Origin of the sequence: Massilia sp., assembly GCF_031995545.1 — a bacterium.
Lineage (GTDB): Bacteria > Pseudomonadota > Gammaproteobacteria > Burkholderiales > Burkholderiaceae_D > Telluria.
The window spans coordinates 146,599-157,828 of sequence record NZ_DAMAGA010000007.1; the positions used below are offsets into that span (position 1 = coordinate 146,599).

Sequence of the window (11,230 nt, forward strand, 5' to 3'; positions counted from 1 at the left end):
CCGGAACCAGCAGCGCTGGCTCCGGGCCTTTTATCATTCCGGGCAATGTGCGCCCGGAACGAATCCTTACTCCGCCAGCAGGCTATTCACCGGCATCAAATCGGCTTCGCGCAGCGAGCCGGCCGCCGCCTTCAGGCGCAGGCCGTTGAGAATGGTGTCGTAGCGCGCACGCGCCAGGTCGGTGCGGGTCTGGAACAGCTGGCGCTGCGCGTTCAGCACGTCGATATTGATACGCACGCCGACCTGGTAGCCGAGCTTGTTCGATTCGAGTGCCGACTGGCTCGACACTTCGGCCGCTTCCAGCGCCTTGACCCGGGCCAGGCCGCTGCTCACGCCGAGGAAGGCCTGGCGCGCCTGCAGCGCCGAGTTGCGGCGGGTGGCTTCGAGGTCGTTGCGGGCGCGGTCTTCGAGCGCGATCGCTTCGCGCACCCGGCTGGTAACGGCGTAGCCGCTGAAGATCGGCACGCTCCACTGCAGGCCGACTGCGTTGTTCTTGGTCACGCCCGAACCGGTGCTCTGGCCGTTCACGTCGCGGCGGCTGGAGCTGGCCACGAAGTCGAGCGTCGGATGGTGGCCGGCGCGGTTGCGCGAGATGTCGCGCCGCGCGAATTCCACCTGCAGTTCGCCGACGGTGACGCCATAGTTCTGGGCCTCGGCCGACGACACCCACGGATCGACGTTCGCCGGCTGCGGCACCGCCAGCGTGGTGCCGGCTTTCAGCGAGGCCAGGTTGGTGGGGGCAGTACCGATGATCGCCTGCAGCGCATTGCGCTTGTTGTCCAGATCATTGACGGCGGCGAATTCCTGGGCCAGCGTCAGGTCATACTGGGCCTGGGCTTCATGGGTATCGGTGATGGTTTGGGTGCCGACCTCGAAGTTGCGCTTGGCCGACGCGAGCTGCTCGGTGGTGGCGTCCTTCTGGGCGCGGATCGATTCCAGCGCATCCTGGGCCGCCAGCACGTCGAAATAGGCTTGCGCCACGCGCGTGATCAGGTCTTGCTGGGCTTGCGCAAACTGGGCTTCGGCGATCGCCTGCTGCAGCTTGCTCTGCTGGTAAGTCTGCCAGCGGTCCCAGCGGTACAGCGGCTGCTGCAGCGCCAGCGTGTATTCGTTGGTGCGCAGGTTCGAGCCGCTGGCGCCGATCACGCCCAGCTGGCCGTTCGGCAGCGGGCTGGTGGCGCCCAGGTTCCATGGATCGAAGTCGTTGTCGTTCTTGGTGATCGCCCCGCTGATGCCCACGGTGGGGAGCAAGCCCGCACGCCCCTGTACGATCCGCTCGCGGCCGGCGGCCAGCGAAGCGCGCGCGCTCGCATAGGTCGCGTCGTTGGCCAATGCCTGCTGGTACACCTGGATCAGGTCGGCAGCGCTGGCGTTGAGCGAGAAGCACGCGCTGGCGAGCAGCGCGGCGATAAGGGGTTTCTGCATTGCTTTCTCCACAGGAGTCATCAAGAGTTAAGGATCAGGTCAATACTTCGGCATCGAAGGATCGACTTGTACTGCCCAGGCGTGTACCCCGCCCGTTAGATTGGTGACGTTGCTGAATCCATTTCGCTCGAGGAAGGCAGCGACCTGCATGCTGCGCGCCCCGTGGTGGCAGATGCACACGATCTCGCGCTCGTCGTCGATCTCGCTCACACGGACCGGGATCAGGTGCATCGGGATCAGGGTCGAGCCTGCGATATGGCAGGTCTCGAACTCCCAGCCTTCGCGCACGTCGAGCAGCAGCGGCTGCTCGCGTGCCGGGTCGGCCAGCCAGGCGGCCAGCTCGGGAGCGGTCATCTGTTGCATCGACGGCTCCCCTTGATCAGAAGGTGAAGCGCGACGGGGTCTGGGCACCCGTCAGCGGCTTGGCAATGGTCTCGAACACCTTGACCGCGTCGTGCGCCGTTTCCGAAGTGCGCTTGACCAGCTGGCAGGTCATGGCCGGGGCTTCGCCCAGGATCGCCACCATGCGGCCGCCCACTTTCAATTGCTTGACCAGCGCTTCCGGCAGCACCGGCAGCGCGCCCGAGACCACGATCACGTCGTACGTGCCCTGGCCCCAGCCCTGGGCGCCATTGCCTTCTTCCACGGTCACGTTGGTGACGCCGGCCTTGGACAGGTTGGCGCGCGCCAGGGCGGCGGTTTCCGGCAGGATCTCGACCGAGGTCACGTGACGTGCGCCATGAGCCAGCAGCGCGGCCATATAGCCCGAACCGGTGCCGATCTCGAGCACGTCTTCGTTTTTCTTCACCGCGATTTCCTGGACGATGCGCGCTTCGACCTTCGGATTGAACATCGCCTCGCCGCCCGGCAGCGGGATCTCGACGTCCGCGAACGCCAGGTTTTCATAGGCTTGCGGCACGAACTGCTCGCGCTTGACCACGTGCAGCAGGTCGAGCACGTCGTGGTCCAGCACGTTCCAAGGGCGGATTTGCTGTTCGATCATGTTGAAGCGGGCTTGTTCGATATTCATTTGCATTCTCGGTGGAAAAATAAATAATCCGATATTTTATCGTTGAACGGCCTCGGGTTTAAATAGTTAGCCTGGAACTCATTCAAATTTGTGTAGTCTTATAAATACGGCGGCGAGTTCCACCGTGTCAGCCTGTGGAGAAGAAGGCTCTGGCCCTACAACATTGAAGGGTGAAACCAGCTTCGATGAAGCAGGAATTCAACGGTAAAGCTGATTGTGAATAGTTTTACGTAAGTTTGAAGGAACAGAAGCACATCTTAACGATGCGCATCCGAGCCGGAGGGAAATTGCGACAGTCTGCAATTTGGAGGGGATGAACGCCGGAATTCGGCGTCTGGCGCGATTCGGTGCTGGAAAGAACGGTATCGCGCCCTATTTTTGGGCAGGCAGTAAGCCGTGCAGGGTGATGTCGAGGAAGGCTTCGAGAAAGGCTTCCGGCTGCAGTTCGCACCGTTCGCAGGGCGCGATGGTGTGCTTCCAGGTCGACAGCATCAGGGTCGGCGCAATCAATACCTGGGTCGCCTGCGGGATGTCGAGGGCGCGGAATTCGCCGCGCCGTACGCCGCGCTCGAGCAGGTTCGAGATCATGCGGGTACCGCGGTTCATGACTTCTTCCTGGTAGAAGCGGGCCAGTTCGGGGAAGTTGTCGGCTTCGGCCAGGATCAGCTTGCTGATGCCGGAAGCCTTGGTCGCGCCCAGGCGGCGCCACCAGGCCAGAATCAGTTCGCGCAGCAGGTCGGCGCTGTGGCCTTCGTATTCGGCGACCGAAGTCTCGGCCTCACCCAGCACCGGGACGATGCTCTGGCGCACCACGGCCTTGAACAGGTCTTCCTTGTTGGCGTAATACAGGTACAGGGTGCCCTTCGACACCCCGGCGCGGCGCGCCACGTCCTCCAGGCGGGTGGCGGCAAAGCCGCGCTCGACAAACAGGTCGATTGCGGCAGCCAGCAATTCCTGGGGACGCGCCTGTTTGCGCCGCTCCCAGCGTGGCTTGCTGTCGAGTTGGCAGTCCATCTTCCCGCCCAGAAATTATCTAAGGAACAACCAATATAGACTGGGTGTCATTGCCCAGTCAAGCGACCGTTGTGCAAACGAAACTGCGTACGATGTCACAAAAGTATGTATCGCTCCGGTATGCCATTATGCGCTACCGGGACCATAAATACGCCCGTCGGCACACGAGCGGTACAGGCTGCCCTCGGGATTGCGCGGCGGACCGTCGGCCTGCTGGCGCGGCACCTGCATCACCGACACCCGGTCGGCCAGCCCCGGCAGCAGCTTCTCGACCGCGGTATCGATGCCCGCCATCAGGCCGACGCGCACGGTGCGCATCGGTACCGTCGCCGCGTGCAGGATGGCGGACGCGACCTGGTGCGGATCGATCTGCGGCGACGGCAGTTTCGGTTCGCGCTCCATGTAGTTGCGCGCATGCTGCGGCAGCGGCGTATCGACCGCGGTCGGCTCGATCAGCGTGATCGACACCGGCGCCTGGTCGAGCTGCTCGACCTCGATGCGCAGCGCGTCGGTAAAACCTTTGACCGCATGCTTGCTGGCCGAATACATGCCCTGCAGCGGAATCGCCAGTTCCGACGCTTCGCTGCCGACATTGATCAAGGCCCCGCCCTGGCGCTTGAGATGCGGCAGCGCCACCAGGCTGCCGTGCACCATGCCCCAGAAATTGACGTCGAACAGGCGCCGGCTGTCCGCTTCCGACACTTCGTCCAGCCGTCCGTAGATGGTGCTGCCGGCATTGTTGACCCAGCTGTCGATGCGGCCGAAGCGGTTCACTGCAGCCTGGGCGATGGCCTCGACGTCGGCGCGCTGCGAGACGTCGGCCACCACGCCGATCACCTGCGCGCCATTCGCATGCAGACCGCTCACCACCGCATCGAGCACATCCCCGCCGCGTGCGGCCAGTACCAGACAGGCGCCCTGGCGCGCCGCATCGTGGGCGGTGGCCAGCCCGATCCCGCTGGTGGCGCCGGTGATCACCAGCACCTGGCGGTTCAGGGGTTTGAGCGGACTGGACATGGGGCCTCCGTGGAATGCATCGTCATGGCCACAACTTAGCAGGATCGGGGGCGGCGAAGCGCCCGCCTTATTCAGGGTGGATCGAACCGGGACGCAGCTTGTATACTGTCGCCGCCCTCGCCCATCCACGCCATGACCTCCACCACCGACTCCTTCGACTGCCGCGCGCAATGCGGCGCCTGCTGCACCGCGCCTTCGATCACCAGTCCGATTCCCGGCATGCCGAACGGTAAGCCGGCGGGCGTGCGCTGCGTGCAGCTGGGCGACGACGAGCGTTGCCGCATCTTCGGCAAGCCGGAGCGGCCGGCGTTTTGCGGCGGCTTGCAGCCGTCGCGCGAGATGTGTGGGGAGACCCGCGAACAGGCGATCCGCTGGCTGGATGCGCTGGAGCGGGCGACCGCGCCGGCCTGACTGCTTAGAACCTATCCCGGTAGGTAAGAGTCGTTCCTGCCGCGCCTGGCAAGCGTGCGCTGCGTTGCTCGTCGTTGCGTGGCTGGCCACGCGGCCTCCTCGCGCCTTGCTCACGCTTGCCATGCATCGGCATGAACTTCCTCCCACCTACCGGGATAGGTTCTTAAAGCGCCGGCTTGCCGCGCTTTTGCTGCACCCGCTGGAACAGTCCGCCCAGCGTCAGCCCGTCGTGCCAGACCTCGTCCAGCAGCAGGCCGTAGCGTTCGCGCAGCGCACGCGCCAGCGGTTCGACGTCCGAGACTTCGGGCATCCAGCGCGCCGGCCGCGCGGCGCGCACCACGCCCAGCACCTGGTCGTCGGGACGCAGGTGCACCCGGTCGCAGTCGCGGCAGGCAAAGGCGGCGCCGCACAGCGACAGGAATTCGCGGATGTCTTTACGGGAAGCGGATGGGAATGTACTGCGCCAGGCCCGGCCCTGGAAGGGACGGTAACGCAAGGAATTGGGCAATTGCCAATCATGAAATGCCAGCCATGCAAGCGCGGCAAGGATGAGAACCAAAATAAGACTCATGAGTTGAGTGTAGCACGCGTTTTGGCGCGTGGCGCACAACTCGACACACCGAATTCGGCACCCCATCCCTGAATACTGTTCAGTTGGCCCGCCGGCCCCGACCCGGCTCATGGTAAGCTTCACGCCCGCGCAGTTACTCCACAGATCGCTTCCACATAACAAGATTTCATGGACATTCTTCTCGCCATCAAGGCGATCATCATGGGCCTGGTCGAGGGCTTCACCGAATTCCTGCCGATCTCGTCGACCGGTCACCTGATCCTCGCCGGCAGCCTGCTCGACTTTACCGGCACCAAGGCAACTGTATTCAAGATCGTGATCCAGCTCGGCGCCGTGCTGGCGGTGGTGTGGGAATACCGCGAACGCGTGATCCGCATGCTCACCGGCCTCACCTCCGATCCTGTGCAGCAACGTTTTGCGCGCAATGTGGCGGTGGCCTTCGTGCCGGCGGCGCTGGCCGGCGTGCTGTTCAGCGCCACGATCACCGAAGTCCTGTTCCATCCGATTCCGGTGGCGATCGCGCTGGTGGTCGGCGGCGTCATCATCCTGTGGGCCGAGCGCCGCCAGCGCCTGAACCCGAGCCTGGCGCGGGTACAGACGGCCGAGGAAATGACCCTGCTCGACGCCCTGAAGGTCGGCTTCGCCCAGTGCTTCGCCCTGATCCCGGGCACCAGCCGTTCGGGCTCGACCATCATCGGCGGCATGCTGTTCGGCCTGTCGCGCAAGGCGGCCACCGAATTCTCGTTTTTCCTGGCGATGCCCACGATGCTGGGCGCCACGGTATACTCCGTCTACAAGGAACGCGAGCTGCTGTCGCTCGACGACGTGCCGCTGTTCGGCCTTGGCTTCGTGTCCGCCTTCATCGCCGGCTTCCTGTGCGTGCGCTGGCTGCTGCGTTACATCAGTTCGCACGACTTCACGATCTTTGCCTGGTACCGTATCGTATTCGGTATCCTGGTGCTCGTGACCGGCCATTTCGGCCTGGTCCTCTGGAAAGAATGATCCGGGCGCCCTACCCCCATTAGAATTGCAAGTATGAATCCCGATCTTGGCGCCGACCTCGGCGCCCGCGCCCTCCATGTGCTCGAGACCGTCTTCGGCTATCCCGCCTTCCGCGGGCAGCAGGGCGAGATCGTCGAGCACGTGGCCAGTGGCGGCGATGCCCTGGTCCTGATGCCGACCGGCGGCGGCAAGTCGCTGTGCTACCAGATCCCGGCCCTGCTGCGCGATGGCGTCGGCGTGGTGGTGTCGCCCCTGATCGCGCTGATGCAGGACCAGGTCGATGCGCTGGAAGAAGTCGGCGTGCGCGCCGCCTTCCTGAACTCGACCCAGAGCTTCGAAGAAACCCTGCGCATCGAACGCCTGGTGCGCAGCGGAGAAATCGATCTGGTGTACGTGGCGCCCGAACGCCTGATGACGCCGCGCTGCCTGGAACTGTTCGAGGCTTCGCGCATCTCGCTGTTCGCGATCGACGAAGCGCACTGCGTGTCGCAATGGGGCCACGACTTCCGTCCCGAATACATCCGCCTGTCGATCCTGCACGAGCGCTTTCCGAACGTGCCGCGCATCGCGCTCACTGCCACCGCCGACCAGCAGACCCGGGCCGAGATCGCGCACCGCCTGCAGCTGGAAGACGCGCGCCAGTTCGTGTCGTCATTCGACCGACCCAACATCCGCTATTCGATCGTCGAGAAGACCACCGGCCGCAAGCAGCTGATCGATTTCATCAGCGCCGAGCACGCCCAGGATTCCGGCATCGTGTATTGCCTGTCGCGCAAGAAGGTCGAGGAAACCGCCGACTTCCTGAACGAAAACGGCATCCGCGCCCTGGCCTATCACGCCGGCATGGAGCACACGGTGCGCGCCGCCAACCAGGCGCGCTTCCTGCGCGAAGAGAACATCGTGATGGTCGCCACCATCGCCTTCGGCATGGGCATCGACAAGCCGGACGTGCGTTTCGTCTGCCACCTTGACCTGCCCAAGAGCATCGAGGGTTATTACCAGGAGACGGGGCGCGCCGGCCGCGATGGCGCGCCGGCCAGCGCCTGGATGGCCTACGGCTTGCAGGACGTGGTGCTGCAACGGCGCATGATCGACGAATCCGACGCCGACGACGGCTTCAAGCGCGTGCTGTCGATGAAGCTCGATGCCATGCTGGGGCTGTGCGAAACATTGTCTTGCCGGCGCATGCGCCTGCTCGACTACTTCGGCGAGCGCTCCGGCCCCTGCGGCAATTGCGATACCTGCCTGATCCCGCCGGTCAGCTTCGACGGCACGGTGCCGATCCAGAAGCTGCTCTCGACCGTGTACCGGGTCGACCAGCGCTTTGCCGCCGGCCACGTGATCGACGTGCTGCGCGGCGCCCAGACCGAGCGCATCAGTCAGTGGCACCACGACAAGCTGACGGTGTACGGCGTCGGCGCCGACCGCAGCGAACAGGAGTGGCGTGCCATCGTGCGCCAGGCCATTGCCCTGGGCCTGTTGACGGTCGACCATGATGCCTTCAGCTCGCTCAAGCTGACCGATGGCGCGCGGCCGGTGCTCAAGGGCGAGCAGAAGATTCAGTTGCGCCAGTACCAGAAACCGGTCAAGCCGAAGCGCCAGAGCACCTCGCGCTCGAACTACGAAGAGACCGAACTGTCGCGCTCCGAGCAGGCCATCTTCGACCGCCTGCGCTCGTGGCGCATGGGCACCGCGCGCGAGCATGGCGTGCCGGCCTACGTCGTGTTCCAGGATGCGACCTTGCGCGAGATCGCCAAGGTCAAGCCGACCTCGATCGACGCCCTGCGCGGCGTGTCGGGCGTGGGCGAGAAGAAGCTGGTGTCGTACGGCGACGAGATCGTGGCGCTGATCGGCGAGATGATGTAATTCGCCCGGCCGGCAGCTTTACTCGCGGAACAGGTGAGTAAAGCTGCGGCTGACCGGCAGCACTTCACTGCTGCCGCGCAGCAGCACCTGCATGCGTTCGGCGTCGATGCGCTCGGCGGCGCGGATCGCGGTCACGTTCACCAGCGTGCCGCGGTGGATCTGCCAGAAGCGCTCGGCATCGAGCCCGGCGGTGAGTTCCTTCAAGGGAATGCGCACCAGCGCCTCGGAACCTTCCAGCACCACCCGCGTGTACTTGCTGTCGGCCTGGAAGAACAGCACCTCGTCGACGTCGATCAGGCGGATCTGCTTGCCGACCGTCGCCTTCAGCCATTTCAGTTTCTCGCGTTTCGGTTGCGCTTCGGCCAGCCGGCGCACCACCGCGCCGACATCGCTTGGCGTACTGTCCAGCTTGTCGCGCAGGCGCGCCAGCGCCTTGTCCAGGCGGCCCGGCTGCAGGGGTTTGAGCAGATAGTCGACCGCGCCGGCGTCGAAGGCGTCGACCGCATACTGGTCATACGCCGTGACGAACACCACGTGGGCCTGGCGCCCGATGCGCGCCGCCACTTCCAGCCCCGACATGCCGGGCATGCGGATGTCGAGGAACACCACCTGCGGCGCGTGTTCCAGGAAGGCATCCCAGGCATCGATGCCGTTCTCCGCCACCGCGACCACCTGCGCCTCGGGCCAGGCCGACTGCAGCATACCGAGCAGGCGCTCGCGCATCAGCGGTTCGTCTTCGGCCACCAGTATATTTACTGTCATTGCCGTTCCTTCGATGGGATCACGATCTCGGCCAGCAGGCCCGGTTCGGCTTCGCTGAGCATCAGGCCGGCCGACTCGCCATACGCCAGGCGCAGGCGGTGGCGTACGTTTTCCAGACCGGTGCCGTTGCCGGGCGTGTCGCTCATGCCGACGCCGCTGTCGCGCACCCGGACCCGCACCCTGTCTTCGTCCTGATGCACCGTGACCGCGATCTCGCCGCCGCGCAGCGACGGCTCGATGCCGTGCTTGATCGCGTTTTCGGCCAGGGTCAGCACGATCATGCTGGGCACTTGCGTGGCGGCCAATTCCGGCGGCAAATCGATGCTGAAGCGCAGGCGTTGGCCCAGACGAATCTGCATCACGCGCAGGTAGGACTCGACCAGGCGCAACTCGGTATCGAGCGGCACTTGCTCGCAGCGCATGTCGCTGGTGCTGGCGCGCAGGAAGTCGATCAGGTGCGCCGTGAGTTCGGCCGCGCGCGGCGCGCCCTGCTCCGCCAGCTGCTGCACCGCGCCCAGGGTATTGAACAGGAAGTGCGGCTCGATCTGGGCGCGCAGCAGGCGCAACTGCGTTTCGCTCAGCTCGCGTGCCAGGCGCGCCTGTTCCGCTTCCTGCGCCAGCTGGACGGCCAGTAGCGCGTAATGGCGGTTGCGCACCATCGTCAGGGCGACGCCGGGCAACGCCACCAGCACCAGGACGCCGATGGTGACCCCGACCACGGTCTTCGGCAGGTTCTGCATGAACTGGTACCAGGAGCTGCCGCTGGCCACCATGCTGACGGTCGACCCGTACACGCCGCCGACCACGCCGAGAATGAGCAGCATGTAGACGACCTCGCGCTTGACGCGCGCGATCCTGGCCTGGCTGAACCAGATCCCGACCATGGCGAACACGACCGTGAACCCGGTGGTATTGGCGACGAAGATCCCGGACAGCAGCGACAGGTCGGGACGGTAGGCGAGCTTGAACAGGATGCCGACCACCGAGAAGGCGAGAAACAGCTTGCCGATCACCAGCGCCAGCTTGCGGCCGCGGTAGACGCTGCAGATCCGGTACAGCTCCTGGCGTTCGATCGGCGAGAGTTCGGCGGTGGCGGTGGCCATCCTGCGCCGGAAACCGGGCGGCGTATACGCCGCCGCAGCCGGATCGCGCAGCACGGCCAGCAATTCTTCATCCCATTCGCGATACCAGTTTGCCAACCGCTGCCACATGGCGCCCTCCTCCTTACCCGTTAATGTATAGCAACGAGTTCAGTGTAGGAACAACAGGCGGGGGAAAACAGCGGCGGGCGACGAACGACGAAGGCGGGGGCGCGAACGACGGAACGCCGCGCCCACCCAGGATGACTTATTTGCGGGTGAAGACCAGGTCCCACACCCCGTGGCCGAGCTTGATGCCGCGGTTCTCGAACTTGGTCAGCGGACGGTAGGCCGGCTGCGGCGCGTAGCCGTCGGCGGTGTTGGCCAACTCCGGCTCGGCGCTCAAGACTTCCAGCATCTGCACCGCGTAGTCTTCCCAGTCGGTGGCCAGGTGCAGGTAGCCGCCCGGCGCCAGTTTCTGGCACAGCAGCTTCACGAAAGCCGGCTGGATCAGGCGGCGCTTGTTATGGCGCGCCTTATGCCACGGGTCCGGGAAGAACACGTGCACGCCGGCCAGGGTGGCGTCGCCGATCATGTGGTTCAGCACTTCGAACACATCGTGCTGGATCAGGCGCAGGTTCTGGATGTCCTGCTCGCCGATCTGCTTGAGCAGACTGCCCACGCCCGGAGTGTGCACTTCGACACCCAGGAAATCCTTCTCGGGCATCAGGCGCGCGATATGGGCGGTGGTGTCGCCCATGCCGAAGCCGATCTCCAGGATCACCGGCGCCTGGCGGCCGAAGGCCTGGGCCAGGTCGAGCGGCTCCTTCTTGTACTCGACCAGGAACTTGTCGCCGAACTCTTCGAAAGCGCGCGCCTGCCCGGTCGACAGCCGCCCCGCACGGGTGACGAAACTGCGGATGCGGTGTTCGGTGGGATCGTACAGCATCGACCGCGCCGGGCCGTTGGTGGGCTTTTCAGAAGACATGGGGAAGTTAGGATATGCAGAAAAAAACGGCTGTCATTATAGCCTAGCCGCAGGCCCGGCAGACC

The 11,230-nt window shown here is 64.8% G+C and carries 12 protein-coding genes; 3 read left to right on the top strand and 9 right to left on the bottom strand.

Annotation, left to right across the window (positions count from 1 at the left end; all coding sequences use genetic code 11):
• Nucleotides 1-66: 66 nt before the first annotated feature.
• From RTQ83_RS07995 to RTQ83_RS08015, 5 genes are all read right to left on the bottom strand, one after another.
• A complete protein-coding gene (locus RTQ83_RS07995) occupies nucleotides 67-1,425 on the bottom strand; it encodes a TolC family outer membrane protein (RefSeq protein ID WP_312513003.1) in 1,359 nt (452 codons plus the stop codon).
• 39 nt (nucleotides 1,426-1,464) lie between these two features.
• Nucleotides 1,465-1,788 carry a rhodanese-like domain-containing protein gene (locus RTQ83_RS08000; RefSeq protein WP_312513005.1) on the bottom strand — a complete coding sequence of 108 codons (324 nt, stop codon included), beginning with the start codon at nucleotides 1,786-1,788 and terminating at the stop codon, nucleotides 1,465-1,467.
• A gap of 16 nt (nucleotides 1,789-1,804) precedes the next feature.
• The gene (locus tag RTQ83_RS08005; protein WP_312513007.1) at nucleotides 1,805-2,455 is read right to left on the bottom strand and encodes a protein-L-isoaspartate O-methyltransferase; all 651 of its coding nucleotides are present in this window, start codon (nucleotides 2,453-2,455) and stop codon (nucleotides 1,805-1,807) included.
• A 372-nt stretch (nucleotides 2,456-2,827) separates the two neighbouring features.
• The gene (locus RTQ83_RS08010; protein ID WP_312513009.1) at nucleotides 2,828-3,469 is read right to left on the bottom strand and encodes a TetR/AcrR family transcriptional regulator; all 642 of its coding nucleotides are present in this window, start codon (nucleotides 3,467-3,469) and stop codon (nucleotides 2,828-2,830) included.
• 126 nt (nucleotides 3,470-3,595) lie between these two features.
• A complete protein-coding gene (locus RTQ83_RS08015; RefSeq protein WP_312513011.1) occupies nucleotides 3,596-4,486 on the bottom strand; it encodes an SDR family oxidoreductase in 891 nt (296 codons plus the stop codon).
• A 132-nt stretch (nucleotides 4,487-4,618) separates the two neighbouring features.
• Here RTQ83_RS08015 and RTQ83_RS08020 point away from each other — a divergent pair, with 132 nt between their 5' ends.
• A complete protein-coding gene (locus tag RTQ83_RS08020) occupies nucleotides 4,619-4,897 on the top strand; it encodes a YkgJ family cysteine cluster protein (RefSeq protein ID WP_312513014.1) in 279 nt (92 codons plus the stop codon).
• 163 nt (nucleotides 4,898-5,060) lie between these two features.
• Here RTQ83_RS08020 and RTQ83_RS08025 read toward each other — a convergent pair whose 3' ends face one another.
• Nucleotides 5,061-5,405 carry a hypothetical protein gene (locus tag RTQ83_RS08025; protein ID WP_312513017.1) on the bottom strand — a complete coding sequence of 115 codons (345 nt, stop codon included), beginning with the start codon at nucleotides 5,403-5,405 and terminating at the stop codon, nucleotides 5,061-5,063.
• 231 nt (nucleotides 5,406-5,636) lie between these two features.
• On the opposite strand from RTQ83_RS08025, the gene RTQ83_RS08030 reads away from it, so the two are divergent.
• Nucleotides 5,637-6,470: an undecaprenyl-diphosphate phosphatase gene (locus RTQ83_RS08030; protein WP_312513019.1), complete on the top strand. Its 834-nt coding sequence runs from the start codon at nucleotides 5,637-5,639 to the stop codon at nucleotides 6,468-6,470.
• 33 nt (nucleotides 6,471-6,503) lie between these two features.
• Entirely contained in the window at nucleotides 6,504-8,336 is a 1,833-nt protein-coding gene (recQ, locus tag RTQ83_RS08035; RefSeq protein WP_312513021.1) for a DNA helicase RecQ, read from the top strand.
• A gap of 18 nt (nucleotides 8,337-8,354) precedes the next feature.
• Here recQ and RTQ83_RS08040 read toward each other — a convergent pair whose 3' ends face one another.
• The 3 genes from RTQ83_RS08040 to trmB all read right to left on the bottom strand — a co-directional run bounded on the left by RTQ83_RS08040 (nucleotide 8,355) and on the right by trmB (nucleotide 11,126).
• Nucleotides 8,355-9,098, bottom strand: coding sequence for a LytTR family DNA-binding domain-containing protein (locus RTQ83_RS08040; protein WP_312513022.1), 744 nt, complete (start codon nucleotides 9,096-9,098; stop codon nucleotides 8,355-8,357).
• A complete protein-coding gene (locus tag RTQ83_RS08045; protein ID WP_312513024.1) occupies nucleotides 9,095-10,309 on the bottom strand; it encodes a histidine kinase in 1,215 nt (404 codons plus the stop codon). The genes RTQ83_RS08040 and RTQ83_RS08045 overlap by 4 nt, the downstream gene beginning before the upstream one ends.
• A gap of 136 nt (nucleotides 10,310-10,445) precedes the next feature.
• Entirely contained in the window at nucleotides 10,446-11,126 is a 681-nt protein-coding gene (gene trmB, locus RTQ83_RS08050; protein ID WP_312513063.1) for a tRNA (guanosine(46)-N7)-methyltransferase TrmB, read from the bottom strand.
• Between the last annotated feature and the right edge of the window lie 104 nt (nucleotides 11,127-11,230).

Bases quoted from the DNA above. Each gene is read 5' to 3' on its own strand.
- trmB (WP_312513063.1), bottom strand. From the start codon at position 11,126: ATGCTGTACGATCCCACCGAACACCGCATCCGCAGTTTCGTCACCCGT.
- RTQ83_RS08000 (WP_312513005.1), bottom strand. From the start codon at position 1,788: ATGCAACAGATGACCGCTCCCGAGCTGGCCGCCTGGCTGGCCGACCCG.
- RTQ83_RS08030 (WP_312513019.1), top strand. From the start codon at position 5,637: ATGGACATTCTTCTCGCCATCAAGGCGATCATCATGGGCCTGGTCGAG.
- RTQ83_RS08045 (WP_312513024.1), bottom strand. From the start codon at position 10,309: ATGTGGCAGCGGTTGGCAAACTGGTATCGCGAATGGGATGAAGAATTG.
- RTQ83_RS07995 (WP_312513003.1), bottom strand. From the start codon at position 1,425: ATGCAGAAACCCCTTATCGCCGCGCTGCTCGCCAGCGCGTGCTTCTCG.
- RTQ83_RS08015 (WP_312513011.1), bottom strand. From the start codon at position 4,486: ATGTCCAGTCCGCTCAAACCCCTGAACCGCCAGGTGCTGGTGATCACC.
- RTQ83_RS08040 (WP_312513022.1), bottom strand. From the start codon at position 9,098: ATGACAGTAAATATACTGGTGGCCGAAGACGAACCGCTGATGCGCGAG.
- RTQ83_RS08010 (WP_312513009.1), bottom strand. From the start codon at position 3,469: ATGGACTGCCAACTCGACAGCAAGCCACGCTGGGAGCGGCGCAAACAG.
- recQ (WP_312513021.1), top strand. From the start codon at position 6,504: ATGAATCCCGATCTTGGCGCCGACCTCGGCGCCCGCGCCCTCCATGTG.
- RTQ83_RS08020 (WP_312513014.1), top strand. From the start codon at position 4,619: ATGACCTCCACCACCGACTCCTTCGACTGCCGCGCGCAATGCGGCGCC.
- RTQ83_RS08005 (WP_312513007.1), bottom strand. From the start codon at position 2,455: ATGAATATCGAACAAGCCCGCTTCAACATGATCGAACAGCAAATCCGC.